Origin of the sequence: Erysipelatoclostridium sp. An15 (assembly GCF_002160675.1) — a bacterium.
GTDB classification, from domain to species: Bacteria; Bacillota_I; Bacilli_A; order Erysipelotrichales; family Coprobacillaceae; genus Thomasclavelia; species Thomasclavelia merdavium.
Window position 1 is genome coordinate 1 of sequence record NZ_NFLA01000015.1, and the last position, 19,788, is coordinate 19,788.

Consider the following 19,788-nt stretch of genomic DNA (forward strand, 5'->3'; position numbering starts at 1 on the left):
AAAAATATTTCGTCTATAACTAAAATACCTGATGCTCAAACGATATTCGGGGCAGTTTGTAATATTACTGTCTTTAAAAATAATATCTTTTTCTTTTCTATCTACTTCTTTAATATGATATTTTAGTAATGACTTTAACTTTCCTTTTAATGAACTTCCTGGAATATATGGTTCATTTGTAAGTGGGTTTCTTATTACATCACTATCAGCTCCACCAATATCAAAACCACTATCATTACCACCAATATATAATCCAGACAATAATTCTAATTTAATATTCAATACATAAATTCCTTCTAACATAAATATTTCCCCCAATCTTAATTTCTACCGACAAGTTTATGATAAGCTACAACACTAGTAAAAAATTGGTCAAATACTTCAATATCTTTTTTTGACTTAATTGATTGTTCATTTATAGTATTTGATAAAAAGTAATATAATACTTTTAATTTATTAGGCATTCTACCAGCGTTATAAGCACTCATTGCAACAAGCATAAACATTTGTTTTTTAGCATTTTCAAAATCCTTATCACTTTGCTTTAATGCAATTTTTACAGTATCTAATATTTTTCTTATTTGATGATTAGGAATATTTTTAAATTTTTCAGCATATTGATATGCTAATTTATGTGGTAAATACAACTCAGCATAATTTACATATTCAAAATGTAGTGGTTGAGTAATTTTAGGAAACTCAATATAATTTTCTTTTTTATTATAATTCATCATTTATCCTCCTTATTATCTCTTGTAAACAACATAACTAATTTTAAAATCAAGACATAATATTTTACATCAATGTCGGTTTTAACCTTAGTTAATCGATAGCGCATACTTTCCAATAATTTTTGATCTTTAACATTTCTGTATAAAATATATTGAATACGTGGAATTAAACAAACAAATTCCATATATGATTTATCTCTTATATTACTCATAAGATTATATAGCATTGTTCTAGAAAGCTTTCCTTCTAATATAAATTTACATATCTCTTTAACTTCAACTAACAATCCTTCAAATTCAACAAAAGGAACTGTTGTATTTAATAGCGTTATTGCATTTTTATCGCCGTCTTTAGACATTGATAAGGCTTCTTCAGCCATTTGAACCCCAAAACGAATTGGTTTTTTATCGTTTTGGAAGTTTATTCCTCCTGAAATAGTAATATTTTTATTATTGGTAAATTTAGCAAAACGTTTATGAATTTCTAATGCTAATTCAACGATTGAATATGCTGAACCAATAATTACCAAATCATCTCCTCCTGCATAATTAATATAAAACATTGTTCCATTTTTTACTTTATCATCAATATTGTCATTGATTTTCAATGACACTTCTCGACAAATGTTTTTTATCTCATGTCCAAAGAAAAACTCCATTAATCTACTCATTGTAACATATTTTGAAATCGATCTCTGTACTCTAGGTTCGTCACTTGCTTTTAATCCAAATGCAAAAATTCCTCCTAAATTATCAACATCCATTTTTAATATAGCTAATTTTTCATCACCATATTTCGATGGTGTTAATTTTATTATTTGTTCAAAATTCAAAATATCTCCATAATTATTTAATGGTACTTGGCTAGATAACATTTTTTCATTTCCAAAGCCAAAATTATTAATACTATCTACATACCAACTAATTTCATCGTCAATTAAATATGATTTATCATTTATAAATAATAATTGAACAAATCCTAAATCTAATGTTTCTATATTTTTAATATCAATTGTTTTATTAAAATCATAAACAATTCCAAAACTTTCATTTTTAGTATATATTTGTGAGATTTTTTCAACCATCTTACAAATAAAACATTGTTCACTTTTTGATACTCTACCACAAGTATTACATTTACTATTAAAATCAATTTTATCAAAGAAAAAATCTGCACCATCAATAATATCTTGATATTTGCGCATTTTATTTCTTCCTAATAAACTCTTTAATTCAATTGCTTTATCTGTTTGAAATGTTTCTAATTCTTTTTTATTTACAGGTAACATTGCGTTTACAAAAGTAATATCAGCTTGAAAAAAATCAAACAACGATTTTCTAATTTTCTTAGATAAATCCATTACTCTTTTTTCAATTGATTGATTATAAGGTAGTAATATCATTGAACCGCCACCAGTATTAAATAAAATATTACTGACAGTTAACCCAAATTCATTTAAAAAAGCATATGATATGGCATTAGTAATTAATCCAACTAAAATCGATCTTCCCCTTAATGCTTTAGATAATCCAGGTTTTGTTCCACTACCTTCAACAACTTGATAAATAAAACTTTGTATTCCAGAAACATCAATTTCTAACATATAAAACATCTCTTTTTCATAACATGTTTCATCATATAAACAACTTGCAATTGCTGAACTTATTTTCAAATGATCAAAAAGACTTACCGCAGATTTAACACCTCCATAAGTCGATGCTGGTACAGTTACTAAATATTTATTCAATAAATTATACATGTAATTATAAGCAATGAAATTGACTCTTTTTTTCAAATAGATATTTTTCTCTATCTCATCAGCAAATTCATCAAACAATGTTTTGTATTCATCTACACTTTCTTTTAAACTTTTACGAACAAAATTAGCATCAGGTGTATTCATCTGATCTCTAGTTGATAATGAAAATATACTATTATCATTTTTTTCTTTACCAAAATGAACTTCACTTAAAACTGAATATAATCTAGCTGTAATAAAACTTCCTTTTTTATTTTCAGCTTCATTATCTTTAAGTTCATCTTGACGATCAATTGCAGAAGCAATCTGATCAGCTTTTTTGATAATGTTTAAAAAATGTTCACTTTCATCGATATGATGATGTTCACTCGTTAACTTTTCAAATTCATTATTCATTTCTAAATATTTATTTAAAAAGCGTGAAGTGTATCCACTATGTAAATAACTATAATAATTACCATTTTTATGATATCTGGTAGTTTCAAGTTCTCTTTTGGATAAATCTGATTTTTCATAAGTACGCTGATAAAATTTCCCAATATCATGCAATAAAGCTCCATAAGCAACATCAATTAACTTATAGTCTTCCATATTTCCACCTACCTTAATTCATTAATTTCTTCAATTATTTTTTTATTCATTAGATTATAGCTATCCCAATATTTACTAGTATTAAAATTCAAGCATGCTAATACAACCTTAATAATATTTACATAATCATCTACACTCTTACCCAATTTTTTTATTATATCCTCTTCTCTTACACATGTAATTTGATGACTTGCAATATTACGAATTTCTTCTCTTAAAGAATTGAGCATTTTTAAAGATAATCGTAATTTTGAATCATCACCTAATTTTGCATATAGTATGATTAACATTTGGTTTTCTGTTAAACATGTACTCGTATATTCCTCTTTTTTTCTTTTTAAAAATTCAGAATCTAATATTTTTAACAATTCTTTACCTTGGCTGTCTTTATCCATTAATTGTCTTGTTAAATACATTACTCCTCTTTTATCTTTCGAACAATATTTTAAAATATTGATCTTACAAATATTATTTAGAGTATATTTACATATTTCATATAAAAACGGATTTATTCCACGAACAAAATCTAAGATTTCTCCTTTTTCAATTTTTACTTTTAACCATAAACCATATTCAAATATTTTTGCTTGTTCTTCATCTAAATATGGTAATAAAGATTTATTAGGACTTTTTAATATTTCTTTTGTATCAAGGTTATAGCGATCTAATGAAAATTTAATTAAATCTATAACATTTTTATCAATACGATATTTATAACTATTAACTAAATCATATGCTGCTTCATAATCGTATGATTTAATCAAATTAACTAATAACTCCTTTTGAATCTTAAAATTAAATTTATCGTTTTTTGAAAAATATGTTCTATCTTCATTAATATCATTATCACTGTTCAATTCCCAATAAAAATCTAAATCATAATTTTTCAAATCAACATCTCTTTGCCATTTCCCTTTAGTTGGATCATCAACCTGGATTGGTGTGAGTTTATATTTAGATAAAGCTGCTAAAATTTGCAGTGTAGCTTTCATTGCTGGGGTACCTGAAGAAACATTACATAATATTTCTACATCTTTACCATTTTCTATAATTATTTCATTAATAATATTTTCAAAATCGTCATAAAATTCATCAAATCTCTGTACATCTATTAATTCTGGTCTTTTAATTTTATACGTTTCAATTTTAGCATTTAAATACTGATTTAATAACATAATTGATTTTTCATATCTATTATCTATTTCATCAAATTCACAAATTTCTTTTGACATATAAAAATAAATTTTATCAGGGCGATGATGTCTTGCAATTTGCATATACGATGCATCATAAATAACATCATTTTCAAAAATTGTTAGCGGGTCTGATTTGCCTATACAAGTAAATAATACCTTCATTATACATTAACTCCTTTTTAGTTACATTTTAGTTATATTTTAATCATATCACCTTATACTACTCTAGTCTAATAATTATCCATTATTCTTGTAAGCGTTTTCTATATACAACAATTATTTGTTATATATGCAAATTATATAAAAAAAGACAAAGTCCAGATTTAAATAATCTGACTTTGTCAACGTTTTGTAATCCTTTTTAATTATATTTTACTAATTATTTTCTTTATATTCTAAATACTCATCATAAGTTGATAGACGATCAATAATTCCTTCGCTATTAAATTCAATAATACGATTAGCGATTGTTTGAACAAATTGATGATCGTGGCTAGTAAATAAAATATTTTCTTTAAAGTTAATTAGCCCTTGGTTTAAAGCTTGAATTGTTTCCAAGTCTAAGTGGTTAGTTGGTTCATCAAAAATTAAAACATTAGCTTCTGACATCATCATTTTTGCAAGCATACAACGAACTTTTTCACCACCAGATAACACTTGAGCTTTTTTCAATGCTTCTTCACCTGAGAATAACATTCTTCCAAGCCAACCGCGTAAATCTTGTTCATATTCATCTTTTGTTGAAAACTGACGTAACCAGTCAACTAAAGTTAAATCACAATCATTAAAGAAACTTGAATTATCTTTAGGGAAATATGACTGACTTGTCGTAACACCCCATTGATAACTTCCTTCATCTGGTTCAATTTCACCAGTAATAATTTTAAAGAATGTTTCTGTTGCTTTACTATCACCTACAAATGCTACTTTTTCTTTAGGATTGATTGAAAAACTAACATTATTTAATAATTTAACACCATCTACAGTCTTTGATAATCCTTCAACTTTTAAAACGATATTTCCAACTTCACGTCCTGGTTTAAAACTAATAAATGGATAACGACGTAATGATGGTTTAAGATCTACCATTTCTAAGTTATCTAATAATTTTTTTCTAGATGTAGCTTGTTTAGCTTTTGAAGCATTAGCACTAAATCTTGCAATGAATTTTTCTAATTCTTTCTTTTTAGCTTCTGCTTTTTTATTTGTTTCTTTAGCTTGTTTTAATTGTAATTGGCTATATTCATACCAGAAATCATAGTTACCAACATACAATTGTACACGTGAATAATCAATATCGACAATATGTGTACAAACTTTATTTAAAAAATAACGGTCATGGCTTACAACAATAACAGTATTTTTAAAATTCATTAAGAAATTTTCTAACCAGCGAACACTATGCATATCAAGGTGGTTAGTCGGTTCGTCCAATAATAGTACATCAGGATTTCCAAATAAAGCCTGAGCTAATAGCACTTTTACTTTTTGGTTGGCTTCCAATTCTTTCATCTTTAAATGATGATATTCTTCACTAATACCTAAACCATTTAATAAAATTTCACCATCAACTTCAGCATTCCAGCCATCCATTTCAGCAAACTCACCTTCAAGTTCAGCTAACTTAATACCATCTTCATCATTAAAATCAGCTTTAGCATAAAGTTTTTCTTTTTCCTGCATTATTTCGTATAAACGAGCATTTCCCATAATAACAGTTTCTAAAACTTCATTTTCTTCATAAGCAAAATGGTCTTGTTTCAACATTGATAGACGCTTATTAGGCTCTAAAATAACTTCACCTTTGTTAGGTTCAATTTCACCAGATAAAATTTTTAAAAAAGTACTTTTACCAGCGCCATTAGCACCAATAACTCCATAACAATTTCCACTAGTAAATTTAATATTAACATTTTCAAATAAGGCTCTATCGCCATATTGCAAAGATACATTTTGTGTTGATATCATTTAATATAACTCCTTTTATTAAAGTTATACTATTATGTCATAAAGTATTGATTAAATCAACATAATTATCTAAAACAAAAAATAAATTTATATTTAATGATAAATACCCATATCAAGATATAGTTTTTTCATAATCTAAGGTAGAAGGAGGAATTAAATGAATAAATTAGAATTAGGTATTTCATCTATTAAATTTCAACAGTTTAGAAAGATTTATCCAATTATTAAAGCCTTTCATTCAGGAACAATCTTTGAAGAACTAGATTTACGCTGGGGTGAATTAAATTAATGAATACAGATGATTTATTAATGCAAATAATGATGTTGGACTTCGCTGTTCAAGACTCAGCATTATTTTTAGATACGCATCCAAACGATAAAGAAGCTTTAAATTATTTTAATGAAGCAACTACTCGTCTAAGAAACGCTAAAAGAGAATATCAAAGACGCGGTCATGCTTTAGTGAATCGAGAAATCGATGCTTATCAAAACGATTATTTAACAGCACCATGGCCATGGGTAGGTGATAACAAATGTGGTTGTATGAAAAACGTTTGCAATACCCAATAAATATAAAAAAACCTAATGCTAAAGCTGCTGCTGTAATTATTGATCAATTAGGTGGGCCAGATGGAGAATTAGGGGCTGCTTTAAGATATTTATCACAGCGCTATACTATGCCTTATCCAGAAATTCAGGCATTACTAACTGATATTGGTACTGAAGAATTAGCCCATGTTGAAATGATCAGTGCTATTTTATATCAGTTAACTACCAATCTCACTATTGATGAAATAAAAAAACAAGGTTTTGATAAATACTTTGTTGACCATACTTTAGGTATTTTCCCACAAGGTGCTAATGATATGCCATTTACATGTGCTTATTTCCAATCAAAAGGTGATCCAATCACTGATTTAACAGAGGACATGGCTGCTGAACAAAAAGCTCGTACAACTTATGATAATATCTTAGCATTAGTAGACGATGAAGAAGTTAGAAAACCAATTCGATTCTTGCGTGAAAGAGAAATTGTGCACTATCAACGTTTTGGAGAAGCATTAGAACTAGTTAAAAAACGCTTGAATAACGATAACTATTATGCATTCAATCCAGCTTTTAGTAATGGTAAGTGTAATAAAAATAAATAAACTGCAGAAAAGATTCTTTAGAATCTTTTCTTTTATTCTTACAACAATTTTAAACAAATATCATTTTTTTATTTACAACTTAAAAAAAATATGCTATTATATTAAGGCAGTTAGCAATAGAGGTATAGTTCAATGGTAGAATACCGGTCTCCAAAACCGTTGATGTGGGTTCGACTCCTACTACCTCTGCCATGCAGTAAATGTCCTTGATATTATATCAAGGTTTTTTATTTTCTATAAAAATCTTATCAGTAATAAAATAGCTGTAATAATTTGTAGTTTGAAACTACTGATTTATTACAGCTTTTATTTTACTTATCTTATTTTAGTGCCACATGAAGTACAGAAACGATCATTAGGATCTAATGGTTTACCACACTTTGGACATTGTGCTGGCATCACTGGTGGCACGTTTTGATTGTTGTTATTTTGTGGAATACTTGAACCACATTTAGTACAGAATTTTTGTCCAATTTTTACTGTTGCTCCACAATTTGGACATGTTGGAGTGACAGGATCAGGTTCAATTGGATCTTGTACTGGTTTAGGATCATCAAAAGAAAATCTTTCTACTGGATTTTCTAAACTCTTACCACATTGGATACAGAATTTTTGATTTGGATTAATTGGTGCTCCACAATATGGACAGCTTTCACTAACTTTTTCTTCTACTTTAATAGCTGGTTCTTCTTTAGCTGTTGCTAATTCTTTTAAATTAGTACCGCAGCTGATACAAAAAGCTTGTTTATCAGTAATTGCTGCTCCACAAACTGGACATTTTAATCCAGTATTATTATTTTCTTCTTTAGTTTCTACAGGTTCTTCTGGTTTTTCAACTTCTTCAACTACTGGTTCTTGTTCTTCTACAACATTTTTTTGATTTAAATGTTCAGTAATTTGATCAAATAAAGGTAATAACTGTGGTAGTGGATCTTCAAAAGCTCCTTCATAATAAGCTTTTCCTAATTCACGATATAACTCATCTAATACTTTATCATCTTCGTACATATAAACTCTCCTTAACTATCCTAATTTAAACATACAACTTTTTTCATTAATGTATATCGACATTCCTCTTGGTAAATAATAAACACGTTTACCTAAAGGCTGTCCGCTTTTTAAATAAATTGTTTTCGTTTGATATGGTTCTATACAGTATTCTTGATATTCAGGTATATAATATAAACAAGCTAGTGGTTCTTGACCTGAGTAATCTTCAAGCACTATTTGGTTATATTCACTGTTAAAATATACCGGCACTTTTTTATCTAATGGATAAGCTTTATCAAAATAATATTCACCAGTACCAATAACAACTCCATAAAACTCATTTTGATTATTTTCTGCCATAGCAAACTCCTTTCTAATATCTTTATTCATCTTCAATTTCTTTTAATAAATTTTTAATTCTTTTTTTATAACTTCTATGATTAACAATCAATGCAATTATACAAACAACAATTCCAATTCCACCAGCAATCGTTAATAATAAACCTGTTGAAATCATTATAACCACCCTCCTGATACAACTTGTTGATAGACACTATCTAATAAGGCCATTTCCGGGTCATTGGTTGAATTTTCTTGATATAAATCTTTTGCTTCCTGGTAATATTCTTCAAATTGCTGGTAATCACGTTGACTGTTTTCTTTTGCTTCCTGCAATGAAATTTCTAAAAAAGCATAACGTTTGTAAATATTATAATCTTCACCAAATGTTTTTAACATATAATCAAGATTTTCTTCTACTTTATCGTATTGATTTAGTTTTTGATATAAGATTACTAAGTTATCATAAGTATCATAGCTATCCCAGTTATTATCAATTACTTGTTGTAATTTTTCAATAGCTTCCTGTTGATAAACTGGTGTATTAATATCAATATCTACTTGAATTAATCTTTCTAAAACAATCATTTGATGTAATGCAGGTAATGTTTCAACCCCTTCTAATAAAACATCATGTGCTTCAATTAATTCTTCATTATTAATATAAATATCACCCATTAAAATATAAGAGCGTTCTTTTAACTCATCATTATCAGTTAATTGTAGACACTGTTCAAAATTTTCTATCGCCACACTATCATTACCTAATGATTTATTAATTTCACCTTTTGCAAAATACATCGAATCATCACCTAGACCATGTTCAATTGCTTCATCTAATTTTTCATTTGCTTTTTCTAATTCATCATTATAAGCAAGAGCAATCACATAATCGCGGTAATAATCTTCATCATAACCTAAATAATCAATTGCTTTTTCAAAGTAATCAACTGAATTTTGATAATCTTCTAATTCAAAATAACAATTAGCTCCAACGCCATAGAAATCCCCGATTCTTTCTTGATCAGTATCGATTCTTTCATTATTCAAAACATCATAATCAATAAAATCAATACATTCTTGATATTCTTGCTGTTGATATAAAGCTAATGCATTTTGATAATAACTTTCTAAAGATCCTGGTAATAAATCACGAGCTTCTTTAAACAATTCAGTTTGTTTATCATAGTTTTGATCCAAACGATATTCTTTTTGACTAGCAACAAGCTCATTGTATTTTTCCACTCGTTCTAATTTCATTGTATGAATTCCAAAACCACCTAAAGCAATACTTCCAGCTAATAACAAAGAAAGACCAATTTGCTGATAACGATGATTACGAACTAATTGTAAATATCGTTGATCGTGTTTAGGGATTGACTTCAATGCCTGAAACATTTCTAAAGCACTTTGATAACGTTCTTCTTTATAAAAGCTTAATGCTTTTTTTACTATTGCTGCAAAAGTTTCACTGGTTTGATTTTCTAATGCAACAAAGTCGGGATTTTGATCATCATATTTTTTCTTAAGTGCCAAATAATATAATGTTGCTCCAACACTGTAAATATCACTTTTTTCATCAAGAACAATTTTAGTTTTACCATGACTTAAGGCTATTGATTTTTGTTCTGGTGAAGAATAACCATTAGTATAACCTAGCATTGGTGTTCCATCTAAGAAAAAAGAGATATTAAAATCAATTAAACAAATATTACCTTCAGGTGTTAACATAATATTAGCCGGCTTAATATCGCTATGGATAATAGGCGGATTTTGGCTATGTAAATATGCCAAAGCCGAACATATTTGCATTGCCCAGCGAATCAATTGCTGATTGGTAAAATGATAATTTTGTTTACACAATTGAGCAAATGATTGCCCAGGAATATATGAAATAACCGTAAAGACTTTATCTTTAATTGCAAAAAAATCAAACACTTGTGGTAAATAGGTATGTTGTAAATTTTTTAAAATATCTACTTCACGTCGATTACTTTGTAAGTTATGGGAAACTCGTTTAATCTGCTTAATAACAACCATTTTTTGTAATCGTTTATGATAAGCTAGATAAACAATTCCACCACTTCCTTCACCGATTTTTTCTCTTATTTCATAAGTCTGGTTAAAAGCATCCATCTCATCCATTTTAAGCCTCTTCAATTAAAATGAATTTAAACATTTCATCTGCCATTTTAAATTCCATTCCGTCTTGTAATTTAACGTCACTTTGAACAAGTTGATCATTAATATAAGTATGGTTAGATGAATTTAAATCTTTTAGATAATACTCATCATTTTTTTGATAAATAAGAGCATGATTTCTAGAAATAGCAGAATTACCTGAAATAATATAATCGGCTTTAGTCCCTTTACCTAAAATAAATTCCTCTTGATCAATCATAATTAATTCATTTGTTTTTAATCTTTTTACATACGCATAAGAATTTTTCAATACCATTGTTGGTTCATCATCACCAGTTTTTAAAATAACTGTTTCATCATCTGCAGAATCAAAATTCATTTCATCTAACATTTCAAAACTTGTTTTGGGCTTTTCTTCAATAATTTCAGGAGCCACCGGTGTTCTAATTATTATATTTTCTTTAAATCCAGTATTTTCTACTGGTGGTATATCTACTTTACTAACTGGTACCCACTTGCTCATTTAATTACCTCCTATTTTTTAATAAATAAAACATTGTCCATTAAATCCATTTCTTTTTATCTTTAAACTAGTAATTATATTGGCTATAAAAGTTTTTATATTTTGAAATGAATTTTAGTTAGACAATGTTTATCATTTATAAAATCATTACTAGTATTAATTAGAAAATATTCATCGCAGTTGGATCAATATACCAACTACCATCAATTTCAATAACTGTAAGTGTTACTGAATTACTTTCTGTATCATCATTTGAAGTAGCTGTTAAAGTTACGTCTAAATTTTTAGCTGCTGTAATATCTAAATCTATATCATAATAGCTTTTATTTGCATCAATAATTTCTTCTACTTGTACACTACTACAATCTTCAACATTTTCAATCTCATAGCTTAAAGTCATTCCTTCAAATTCAGCAAACATTTGTTCTTCTAAACTACTAGATAATAGACCTGTCAATTGTTTAATATCAATACCATATTCTTCTTCATATTTTTCAAATATTTCATCAGGAATAACTGAAAAAATAGCATCAATATCTTTATCTTCAATTCCGGTAACTAGTGTTTCAATTGGAGCTTCGTAAGAAGAAGACGATCCTCCTAATAAAAATTTATATCCAAAAAAACCAATTACCGCAACAATAACAACTCCAATAATAATATTACGAATTGATTTATTATTGACTCCTTTTGTTTTAGTTACAACATTTTCTACTGGTGGAGTTGTATTGTCAACATATACTCCACTAACTCCTTCAATTGTATTTCCACTCTTTTGATTTTCTACTGTTGCCCCACATTCAGGACAAAACTTAGCACCCTCTTCTAATTTAGTTCCACATTTACTACAAAACATTTTTTCCCCTTCTTTCATGAATTTTAATTATTCATTAGCGATTTTCATGACTAGTAATAAAATCAGCATTTTTCTTTTCAATCTCGTTTAAAACTCCCTCATCAAAAGCATCAGCTTCAACAGTACCGCTATACCATGATTTAGAATTAAAGTAATTTTGTAATGCTTCATCATTAAATTTTCTGCCATGACGAGCGTAGATTTCATTTCTACCAATTCTTAACTGTTCAGCAGTTTTTCCTTGAAGATCAGCTTCTGTCAATAATTGAGTATTACTATTTGGAAAAACGTAATCCTCACTATTTTGTAAAGCTGCTGTTGCATCTTCCTTAACAACCACTTTACATGTTACTTTTTGATCACCATAAGTAACAGTTACTTCTGTTTCTCCCGCTTTTATCCCTTTAACACGTCCAGAATCAGATACTGTCGCTATATTACGATCCTTGCTTTTATAAGTTACATCATCTTGATTACAATCAAGAAACTGATTTTCACCAACTTCTATTTCTAATTCATCTGGTGAAACTTTTAATTTTGAACTCTTACTATCACTATCTTTGCTATCTTCTTCGCTTTCTTGGGCTATGTATTCTGGTTTATCATTTGCGATAAAATTTTGATAAATGAAAAATCCACCGCCACCAATTACAAGTAGCGCTATAACAGCAATGATAATGATCTTTACATCAATTCCTTTGCTTTGTTTATTTTGTGCATTTTTACCGCTTCTTGTAAGCTCTGGTTCAATTTTTGCCCCACAGTTTTCACAAAACAAATCACCTTGCTGTATTTCATGTCCACAGTTTTTACATTTCATATTTTACTCCTCAACCCTCATTTTTTTACCTTCTAACAATAAAGAAATTATAGCATAAATCATCATATTTGTATAGATTTGTCAAAACATGTAGGCTTCAAATACATGCAAACTTCAAATAATTAAAACACAAATATTATATTTTTTACCAACACTTAATATTGACATCCTGATAATACAAATAATAATATAGAAATAAGGAGGGATTAACTATGTTTTGCATTAATTGTGGTAAACAAATACCTGATGATGCCACTTTTTGTCCAAAATGCGGCACAAAAATATTTGTCGAATCAACTAATCAATCAAATACTACTTATACAAACAATCAAAAAACAAACAACAAAGTTAACTTAAACGAATCATTTAAATGGCATGCTGGAGCAATTATCTGGTTTATAATTTTAATCATAATATGCCTTTATACTATCTTTTTCCATTTACAATTGAATGCTTTATTAAATATGGATGAGCTATCTTTAAACATTAATGCATTCTATCCGATAAATCAGGTAATTAGTTTAACGATTGCAACATTACAAATTTTATCTATTATATTCCTATTAGTAAAAAGGCTTCGCTTTTGTGTCTATTCATTTTTCATTTTAGAAGCTGGCGCTATGGTTTATAACTTTTATCAAATTTATAATCTTAGTCAATTACACCCATATGCTAGTTATATAGCTCCATCTTTTATTTTTATAAACTTTGTTAAAATACTTATTTGTGCTACAATTACATATTTAGTGTTAAGAAATCATTGGCAAGATTTAAAATAATATAATATTAATAAAGTAAAAAATTGTTGTTTTTATTGTTGTAATAACTAATATTATGAAATATCAGTTATTTATATACTATTTATAATACATAAAATTGAAAAAATAATTTATATTTGACAATTTTTGTAATATTATTAATAATATATAAAAAGAGGAGGAATTAATATGTTTTGTACTAACTGTGGTAAACAAATACCTGATAATGCTCGTTTTTGTCCTGAATGTGGTGCTCAAACAGAACCACAAGCAAATACAGCATCCACTGCTAATCAAGCAAATACATATAGCCAGCAAAATCAAGGTTATAACAATTATCAGCAAATGAACCGTCAACAAAATATGAATGTATCAGGGGCTTTTAAATGGGGAGCTGGGCCTATTGTATGGTTTGTTATTTTGATTTTGGGATGTCTTGCTTCGATTGGAATCTATTCTCAAGAAGAAGTTTTGTACATGCAATTAGTTGGCTTTAATCCTAATATCGTTAAAATATTAGAAGGCTTAGCATTAGTTGCGATAGTTATTTTAATCATTAAAAGATTACGTCTTTGTATTTATGCATTTTATGGTTTAAAATTAGCTGAGGCTATTTATATTTTTATGACATTAGGTGCCTATATGCAATCTGAAATGTTAATAACAACAGTTGCTAGTTTACTAATTAATGTTGTAATTACATATTTAGTTTTAAAAAATTACTGGCATCAGTTAAGTTAAAAAAACCCAATAGAGCAGCAATGCTTTATTGGGTTTTTCACTATTTAACACTTATTTCACTTACGCAAGTATCACTATATTTATTTCCTGTATAAACCTCATCAATTCTTAAAACCATTTGTTTACTTTGATGTTGATTAGCTAACTTAAATGACTGACTTTGATTATAAATATCTTCAATATCAATTTGTTCTTCACCATCATCAAAAATCAATGTTACCTTTTTAATACGACTATTTTTATAATATAAATCTTCACTTTTACAATAACCGTTTAAAATATTAATCTCATTAATTGAACTTTCTTGTTCAAAAATAAATGTCACTGTTTCTCCAATACCATCGCCATCAATACCGTCACTCCAAGCCGTTGAATTATTTTGATCTATTAAATTATTAGCTGAATAATCATAATTTTCCTGCATTAATGTTGATGAAGCATTAATAGCGGTGATTACAGCCTGGCTAGATTTAACCGTAACCTGACATGTCTTTTTTTGATTACCTGCAGTAACTGTTATTGTCGTTGTACCGTTTTTAATCCCTTTAACTCGACCGGAATCAGATACTGTTGCAATATTATGATCATCACTTTTAAAAGTTACATCTTTTAAATTAGTTTCAATAAATTGATTTTCCCCAACATCAATTTCCATTTTTTCTGGTGTTATTTCTAAACTTGTTGTTTGCTCTTTAGTAACTTGTTTATTTGTATCATATTCCGGTTTATCATTTTTAAAAACATTCTGGTATAAAAAATAGCCACCACTTCCCACAACAATTACTATAATCAACGTTATAATAATTATCTTAATCTTTTTATTATCAATTCTATTTTTTTCTAGTTTAGTACCACAGTTTTCACAAAAAAAACTAGCTTTTTCATTTTCAAAACCACATTTTGGACATTTCATCACTAATACTCCCTTCTTTTAGTTTTATCTTATCATGGTTTTAAAATAAAATATATAAATTTTTTTATCAACAATTAAAGTATCATGTTATAATACAATAACATAGAAAATAAAAGCAAAGGACGGAAAGAAAATGTTAATAACTGTTAATAATTTATCAAAAACTAATGGTATTAAAAAAATAGTTGATAATGTTTCTTTTACAATTGAAGAAAATGATAAAATCGCTTTAGTAGGTGTTAATGGTACCGGGAAAAGTACTGTTTTAAAAATATTAGCTGGTAAGGAAAACTATGAAGGTACATTATTGCAAAAAAAGGATATCTCGATTTCATATTTACCACAAAATCCTGATTTCAATCCTAATAATACAGTCCTTGAACAAGTCCATCATGATTTAAAAGATCATAAGGTAAATGAATATGAAATAAAGGCTATTTTAAATCGTTTTAACATTACTAATCATCAAGCCAAAATCAGCGAACTATCTGGTGGCCAACAAAAAAGAATTGCCTTAGCAATAACTTTATTACATCCCGGTGATTTATTAATTCTTGATGAACCTACTAACCATCTTGATAATGAGATGATTGAATATTTAGAAAAATTTTTAATTAAGTTCAATAAAGCAATTTTCATGGTTACCCATGATCGTTATTTTCTAGAACGGGTAACTAATAAAATAATGGAAATTGATCGTACTAAAATTTATGAATATGAAGCTAATTACACTAAGTTTTTAGAATTAAAAGCAATTAGAGAAGAAAATGATTTAGCTTTACAGCATAAACGAAAACAATTTTTGAAAAAAGAATTAGAGTGGGTTCGAGCTGGGGTCCAAGCTAGAACAACTAAAAGCAAAGACCGGCTTCAGCGTTTTTATCAGCTAAGCAATATTGCTGATATCGAAACTGTTAATCAAGTAGAAATGATTAATATCGCTTCGCGACTAGGACGAAAAACCATTGAATTAGTTGATTTACAAATGCGTTATGAAAACAATATTTTATTTGATCATTTTTCATACTTGTTTAATCCCAATACTAGAATTGGTATTTTAGGTAATAATGGTTGTGGAAAAAGTACCTTATTAAAAATAATCGCTAAAGAATTGCCACCTACTCATGGTGAAGTAATTCATGGCCAAACAGTAAAAATTGGTTTTTTTAAACAAATGAGTGATGATCTTGACGAGTCACTTACTGTCATCGATTGTATTAAAAAAACTAGTAACTATTTGCAAACCAGCGAAGGAAGTTTTAGCGCTAAACAAATGTGTGAACGCTTTTTATTTGATACTACTTTACAACATACTCAAATCTCACGTTTATCCGGTGGCGAAAAAAGACGTCTGTATTTATTAAATATATTAATGCAGGCTCCTAATGTTTTATTACTTGACGAACCAACCAATGATCTCGATATTACAACTTTAACTATTTTAGAAGATTATTTAGATAGCTTTAATGGGTTAGTAATTACTGTATCCCATGATAGATATTTCTTAGATCGAGTTTGTGATGGCCTTTTCGTCTTTAAAAATCAACAAATAACTTATCATAACGGCGGTTATAGCAGTTATATTGATTTAAAAGAAGAAAATAAAGTTAAAGAAAAAAGTGATGGTGCTAAACGTTATCAAGAACAAAAGCAAAAACAGCGCGAAGCAAGAGTCCGCTTAACTTCTAAAGAACAAAAAGAATTAGAAACAATGGAAGATACTATTTTAGATTTAGAAAATCAAATTAATGAATTAAATCAACAAATGAGTTTATATCAAAATGATTACGATAAATTAGTTGAAATCTCAAATCTTGCCAACAAACTAAACAGTGAATTGGAAGCAAAAAATGAACGCTGGTTAGAATTATTAGAAAAACAAGAACAAAGTCAAAACAATTCCCGATAATTTTAATCGGGAATTGTTTATTCATACCAGCTAATAATATCATCAGCCTTTTTAAAACCTAATTTTTCATGAAATTTCATTGATCCAAAATTATTACACTCAACTTGAAGATAAACAATCTCTTTATTTTTTAATAAATTTGCAATCAATGTCGTTTCTAACATCGTACCGATTTTCATGCGCCGATATTGTTCAAGAACCTCAACAAAACCAATCGTTCCTTCACTATGAATACCAGCAAAACCAACAATTTCATCTTCAATAAAAGCCCCAATAAAAACATTAGCTTCTAGTCGCGTAATTAAATACTCTTTAGTAACCGGTGCTTTATAATTAACAATAATAAAATCTAAATAGTTTTTATCAAGCAATTTAATTTTAACTTTAGGATTATTTATTGGGAAAATATCGTCTTTTAAATAACTATATTGATAAGCACTAATAACTTTATCTAATTTAAATTTATCTTTTATTAGTGAATCAAAAATACTATTATGAATGACTAATGACTTGCAATTTGGTAGTTGATTTAAATATTTGGCTATTTGCTGATTAGTTCCTTTAATAAAATAAGTACCATTAAAATACATAACAATTAAATTTTCATTACAACAAATAACTTTTGCCCCATGAAAATAAACATAAATAAAATCAACATTATTCAAATAATCTTTTTTCAATTGTTTAGATATTAATTCATCCATTTTATCTCCTTAAAAAAACAGGATTGATTTCAATCTATCCTGTCTTTAATAAATAATATTACATCTTCAAGAAACGTCTAATTGATACAAAACTTCCAATTAAACCTACTCCTGCACCAATAGCAGCAAGAATTAATGAGAAATCACGAATAAAAGGCATTGGTTCTTTTAATGCTAACATCGCCGATAATAAAGCACCGCCAGCATAATCATAAATCGTTTGATATCCATATATTAATACAATAATCGGGATAATAGAACCAATCAATCCAATTAACATTCCCTCTAGCATAAATGGAATTCTAATATACCAGTTACTAGCACCAACCATACGCATGATACTAATTTCTGTTTGTCTTGCAGTAATAGTAATCTTAATTGTATTTGCAATCATGAATAGGGCAACTACAGATAATCCAACAATGAAAACAGTTCCACCAGTTTGAATTGTTTGTAATGTTTGAACCATGTTTTCAGTTGACTCCCCACCATAAGTAGCACTATTTACATTAGGAATTTCTTCGATTTTTTTAGAAATAGCTTCAATTTGACTAGCATCTTTAACTTCTACTTCATAAGCTGCTCCTAATGGATTTTCATCACGATATGATTCAAATAACTCTGCTCCATCTTCACCTTGTTTTTCGATTAATTTATCCAATTCCTGATCTTTAGTATAATAAGTACTCTTAGTTACTCCATTAATCGCATTAATTTGATCACCAACAGCTAATTCAGCTTCACTATCAATATTTCGTTCAAGTTTAACATAAATACTAACACCTTCTTCAATATTAGCACTAATATCTTGAACATTTAACGCTAAAACACCAATTACCCCAATTAACAATAATGTAATTGTAACAGCAAAAATTGATGAAAATGACATAACTCCATTACGCCAGATATTTTGAACGGCAGTTACAAAATGTCTCGGTAAGTTTTTTATACAGCTAACAAATTCTTTCATTAAATTTCATAACCTCCTAAACTAGTATCAGCATTAATACATCCATTTTCAATTAAAATGGTTCTCTTTTTATGTTCTTGAACAATTTTACTATCATGAGTAACAACTAGAATAGTGGTATTTTGTTTTTCATTAATTCGCTCTAAGATCTTAATAATTTCTTCAGATGTTTCTGGATCTAGATTCCCTGTTGGTTCATCAGCAATTAATACTTTAGGACGATTAACGATCGCACGAGCAATTGCTACCCGTTGTTGTTGTCCCCCTGATAATTCATGAGGAAAAGAATTTACTTTATCCTCTAAACCAACTAATTCTAATGTAGCTCTAACACGTTGACGAATCTCAGCTCTTGGTGTATCAATTACTTCCAAGGCAAAAGCAACATTTTCAAATACAGTCTTTTTAGGTAATAATCTAAAATTTTGGAAAACTACACCGATATTACGACGGAAATAAGGAATCTTACTATTACGTAATTTAGATACATCCTGCCCGACTACTTCTACTTTCCCTGAAGTAACCTTTTCTTCCCGATATAATAATTTGATAAAAGTAGACTTTCCTGATCCAGTAGAACCGATGACATAAACAAATTCACCAGGTTCAATGGTAAGATTTATGTTATTAAGTGCTCTTACACCAGTTTTGTAAATTTTTGTAACGTTTGTAAGTTTTATCATATTGTTGTCGTTTAGACTATCTCCTTTCTTATTTTTATTTATA

The 19,788-nt window shown here is 28.1% G+C and carries 22 protein-coding genes and 1 tRNA gene; 7 read left to right on the forward strand and 16 right to left on the reverse strand.

Annotation, left to right across the window (positions count from 1 at the left end; all coding sequences use genetic code 11):
* From B5E92_RS15370 to B5E92_RS06435, 5 genes are all read right to left on the reverse strand, one after another.
* Positions 1 to 303 (reverse strand): RAMP superfamily CRISPR-associated protein (locus B5E92_RS15370; protein WP_239406415.1); only part of this gene is annotated, 303 nt, incomplete at its 3' end.
* 17 nt (positions 304 to 320) lie between these two features.
* The gene (csm2, locus tag B5E92_RS06420) at positions 321 to 731 is read right to left on the reverse strand and encodes a type III-A CRISPR-associated protein Csm2 (protein WP_158095199.1); all 411 of its coding nucleotides are present in this window, start codon (positions 729 to 731) and stop codon (positions 321 to 323) included.
* Entirely contained in the window at positions 731 to 3,082 is a 2,352-nt protein-coding gene (gene cas10, locus B5E92_RS06425) for a type III-A CRISPR-associated protein Cas10/Csm1 (protein ID WP_087300355.1), read from the reverse strand. Before cas10 ends, csm2 begins: the two co-directional genes overlap by 1 nt.
* An 8-nt stretch (positions 3,083 to 3,090) precedes the next feature.
* On the reverse strand, positions 3,091 to 4,440 hold the full coding sequence (gene csm6 / locus B5E92_RS06430) for a type III-A CRISPR-associated CARF protein Csm6 (RefSeq protein ID WP_087300357.1): 1,350 nt from the start codon (positions 4,438 to 4,440) through the stop codon (positions 3,091 to 3,093).
* A 213-nt stretch (positions 4,441 to 4,653) separates the two neighbouring features.
* A complete protein-coding gene (locus B5E92_RS06435) occupies positions 4,654 to 6,246 on the reverse strand; it encodes an ABC-F family ATP-binding cassette domain-containing protein (RefSeq protein ID WP_087300359.1) in 1,593 nt (530 codons plus the stop codon).
* Between the two features lie 157 nt (positions 6,247 to 6,403).
* On the opposite strand from B5E92_RS06435, the gene B5E92_RS06440 reads away from it, so the two are divergent.
* The 4 genes from B5E92_RS06440 (at position 6,404) to B5E92_RS06455 (ending at position 7,589) form a co-directional block, all read left to right on the forward strand.
* On the forward strand, positions 6,404 to 6,535 hold the full coding sequence (locus tag B5E92_RS06440; protein WP_087300361.1) for a spore coat associated protein CotJA: 132 nt from the start codon (positions 6,404 to 6,406) through the stop codon (positions 6,533 to 6,535).
* The gene (locus tag B5E92_RS06445; RefSeq protein ID WP_087300363.1) at positions 6,535 to 6,816 is read left to right on the forward strand and encodes a spore coat protein CotJB; all 282 of its coding nucleotides are present in this window, start codon (positions 6,535 to 6,537) and stop codon (positions 6,814 to 6,816) included. The genes B5E92_RS06440 and B5E92_RS06445 overlap by 1 nt, the downstream gene beginning before the upstream one ends.
* Complete coding sequence (locus tag B5E92_RS06450; protein WP_087300365.1) at positions 6,780 to 7,397, forward strand: manganese catalase family protein; 618 nt, start codon at positions 6,780 to 6,782, stop codon at positions 7,395 to 7,397. Before B5E92_RS06445 ends, B5E92_RS06450 begins: the two co-directional genes overlap by 37 nt.
* Before the next feature lie 118 nt (positions 7,398 to 7,515).
* Positions 7,516 to 7,589, forward strand: a tRNA-Trp gene (locus tag B5E92_RS06455).
* 123 nt (positions 7,590 to 7,712) lie between these two features.
* Here the strand turns inward: B5E92_RS06455 and B5E92_RS06460 are convergent.
* The 7 genes from B5E92_RS06460 to B5E92_RS06485 all read right to left on the reverse strand — a co-directional run bounded on the left by B5E92_RS06460 (position 7,713) and on the right by B5E92_RS06485 (position 13,067).
* Positions 7,713 to 8,405, reverse strand: coding sequence for a zinc ribbon domain-containing protein (locus B5E92_RS06460; RefSeq protein ID WP_087300367.1), 693 nt, complete (start codon positions 8,403 to 8,405; stop codon positions 7,713 to 7,715).
* A gap of 15 nt (positions 8,406 to 8,420) precedes the next feature.
* On the reverse strand, positions 8,421 to 8,747 hold the full coding sequence (locus B5E92_RS06465; RefSeq protein ID WP_087300369.1) for a hypothetical protein: 327 nt from the start codon (positions 8,745 to 8,747) through the stop codon (positions 8,421 to 8,423).
* 22 nt (positions 8,748 to 8,769) lie between these two features.
* The gene (locus tag B5E92_RS15900) at positions 8,770 to 8,904 is read right to left on the reverse strand and encodes a hypothetical protein (protein WP_255376199.1); all 135 of its coding nucleotides are present in this window, start codon (positions 8,902 to 8,904) and stop codon (positions 8,770 to 8,772) included.
* Positions 8,904 to 10,871 carry a serine/threonine-protein kinase gene (locus tag B5E92_RS06470; protein ID WP_087300371.1) on the reverse strand — a complete coding sequence of 656 codons (1,968 nt, stop codon included), beginning with the start codon at positions 10,869 to 10,871 and terminating at the stop codon, positions 8,904 to 8,906. Before B5E92_RS06470 ends, B5E92_RS15900 begins: the two co-directional genes overlap by 1 nt.
* 1 nt (position 10,872) lies before the next feature.
* Positions 10,873 to 11,391, reverse strand: coding sequence for an FHA domain-containing protein (locus B5E92_RS06475; RefSeq protein ID WP_087300373.1), 519 nt, complete (start codon positions 11,389 to 11,391; stop codon positions 10,873 to 10,875).
* 160 nt (positions 11,392 to 11,551) lie between these two features.
* Entirely contained in the window at positions 11,552 to 12,247 is a 696-nt protein-coding gene (locus B5E92_RS06480) for a zinc ribbon domain-containing protein (RefSeq protein WP_158095200.1), read from the reverse strand.
* 34 nt (positions 12,248 to 12,281) lie between these two features.
* Entirely contained in the window at positions 12,282 to 13,067 is a 786-nt protein-coding gene (locus tag B5E92_RS06485; protein ID WP_087300377.1) for a YARHG domain-containing protein, read from the reverse strand.
* 212 nt (positions 13,068 to 13,279) lie between these two features.
* Here B5E92_RS06485 and B5E92_RS06490 point away from each other — a divergent pair, with 212 nt between their 5' ends.
* Together B5E92_RS06490 and B5E92_RS06495 are read left to right on the forward strand one after the other, a co-directional pair.
* Entirely contained in the window at positions 13,280 to 13,846 is a 567-nt protein-coding gene (locus B5E92_RS06490; protein WP_087300379.1) for a zinc ribbon domain-containing protein, read from the forward strand.
* 168 nt (positions 13,847 to 14,014) lie between these two features.
* Positions 14,015 to 14,566: a zinc-ribbon domain-containing protein gene (locus tag B5E92_RS06495; protein ID WP_087300381.1), complete on the forward strand. Its 552-nt coding sequence runs from the start codon at positions 14,015 to 14,017 to the stop codon at positions 14,564 to 14,566.
* A gap of 40 nt (positions 14,567 to 14,606) precedes the next feature.
* Here B5E92_RS06495 and B5E92_RS06500 read toward each other — a convergent pair whose 3' ends face one another.
* Positions 14,607 to 15,479, reverse strand: coding sequence for an NADase-type glycan-binding domain-containing protein (locus tag B5E92_RS06500; RefSeq protein WP_087300383.1), 873 nt, complete (start codon positions 15,477 to 15,479; stop codon positions 14,607 to 14,609).
* A gap of 133 nt (positions 15,480 to 15,612) precedes the next feature.
* Between B5E92_RS06500 and B5E92_RS06505 the strand changes: the two genes are divergently transcribed.
* A complete protein-coding gene (locus B5E92_RS06505; protein ID WP_087300385.1) occupies positions 15,613 to 17,388 on the forward strand; it encodes an ABC-F family ATP-binding cassette domain-containing protein in 1,776 nt (591 codons plus the stop codon).
* Positions 17,389 to 17,405: 17 nt separating this feature from the next.
* Here the strand turns inward: B5E92_RS06505 and B5E92_RS06510 are convergent, their stop codons facing one another.
* From B5E92_RS06510 to ftsE, 3 genes are read right to left on the reverse strand one after another with little or no spacing between them, the layout of a single operon-like run.
* Positions 17,406 to 18,092, reverse strand: a complete 687-nt coding sequence (locus B5E92_RS06510) for a GNAT family N-acetyltransferase (protein WP_087300387.1) — start codon at positions 18,090 to 18,092, stop codon at positions 17,406 to 17,408.
* Positions 18,093 to 18,150: 58 nt separating this feature from the next.
* Positions 18,151 to 19,062, reverse strand: coding sequence for a permease-like cell division protein FtsX (gene ftsX / locus B5E92_RS06515; RefSeq protein ID WP_087300389.1), 912 nt, complete (start codon positions 19,060 to 19,062; stop codon positions 18,151 to 18,153).
* Positions 19,062 to 19,745, reverse strand: coding sequence for a cell division ATP-binding protein FtsE (gene ftsE, locus B5E92_RS06520; protein WP_087300391.1), 684 nt, complete (start codon positions 19,743 to 19,745; stop codon positions 19,062 to 19,064). Before ftsE ends, ftsX begins: the two co-directional genes overlap by 1 nt.
* Positions 19,746 to 19,788: the final 43 nt, after the last annotated feature.

Bases quoted from the DNA above. Each gene is read 5' to 3' on its own strand.
- csm2 (WP_158095199.1), bottom strand. From the start codon at position 731: ATGAATTATAATAAAAAAGAAAATTATATTGAGTTTCCTAAAATTACT.
- cas10 (WP_087300355.1), bottom strand. From the start codon at position 3,082: ATGGAAGACTATAAGTTAATTGATGTTGCTTATGGAGCTTTATTGCAT.
- csm6 (WP_087300357.1), bottom strand. From the start codon at position 4,440: ATGAAGGTATTATTTACTTGTATAGGCAAATCAGACCCGCTAACAATT.
- B5E92_RS06435 (WP_087300359.1), bottom strand. From the start codon at position 6,246: ATGATATCAACACAAAATGTATCTTTGCAATATGGCGATAGAGCCTTA.
- B5E92_RS06440 (WP_087300361.1), top strand. From the start codon at position 6,404: ATGAATAAATTAGAATTAGGTATTTCATCTATTAAATTTCAACAGTTT.
- B5E92_RS06445 (WP_087300363.1), top strand. From the start codon at position 6,535: ATGAATACAGATGATTTATTAATGCAAATAATGATGTTGGACTTCGCT.
- B5E92_RS06450 (WP_087300365.1), top strand. From the start codon at position 6,780: ATGTGGTTGTATGAAAAACGTTTGCAATACCCAATAAATATAAAAAAA.
- B5E92_RS06460 (WP_087300367.1), bottom strand. From the start codon at position 8,405: ATGTACGAAGATGATAAAGTATTAGATGAGTTATATCGTGAATTAGGA.
- B5E92_RS06465 (WP_087300369.1), bottom strand. From the start codon at position 8,747: ATGGCAGAAAATAATCAAAATGAGTTTTATGGAGTTGTTATTGGTACT.
- B5E92_RS15900 (WP_255376199.1), bottom strand. From the start codon at position 8,904: ATGATTTCAACAGGTTTATTATTAACGATTGCTGGTGGAATTGGAATT.
- B5E92_RS06470 (WP_087300371.1), bottom strand. From the start codon at position 10,871: ATGGATGAGATGGATGCTTTTAACCAGACTTATGAAATAAGAGAAAAA.
- B5E92_RS06475 (WP_087300373.1), bottom strand. From the start codon at position 11,391: ATGAGCAAGTGGGTACCAGTTAGTAAAGTAGATATACCACCAGTAGAA.
- B5E92_RS06480 (WP_158095200.1), bottom strand. From the start codon at position 12,247: ATGTTTTGTAGTAAATGTGGAACTAAATTAGAAGAGGGTGCTAAGTTT.
- B5E92_RS06485 (WP_087300377.1), bottom strand. From the start codon at position 13,067: ATGAAATGTAAAAACTGTGGACATGAAATACAGCAAGGTGATTTGTTT.
- B5E92_RS06490 (WP_087300379.1), top strand. From the start codon at position 13,280: ATGTTTTGCATTAATTGTGGTAAACAAATACCTGATGATGCCACTTTT.
- B5E92_RS06495 (WP_087300381.1), top strand. From the start codon at position 14,015: ATGTTTTGTACTAACTGTGGTAAACAAATACCTGATAATGCTCGTTTT.
- B5E92_RS06500 (WP_087300383.1), bottom strand. From the start codon at position 15,479: ATGAAATGTCCAAAATGTGGTTTTGAAAATGAAAAAGCTAGTTTTTTT.
- B5E92_RS06505 (WP_087300385.1), top strand. From the start codon at position 15,613: ATGTTAATAACTGTTAATAATTTATCAAAAACTAATGGTATTAAAAAA.
- B5E92_RS06510 (WP_087300387.1), bottom strand. From the start codon at position 18,092: ATGGATGAATTAATATCTAAACAATTGAAAAAAGATTATTTGAATAAT.
- ftsX (WP_087300389.1), bottom strand. From the start codon at position 19,062: ATGAAAGAATTTGTTAGCTGTATAAAAAACTTACCGAGACATTTTGTA.
- ftsE (WP_087300391.1), bottom strand. From the start codon at position 19,745: ATGATAAAACTTACAAACGTTACAAAAATTTACAAAACTGGTGTAAGA.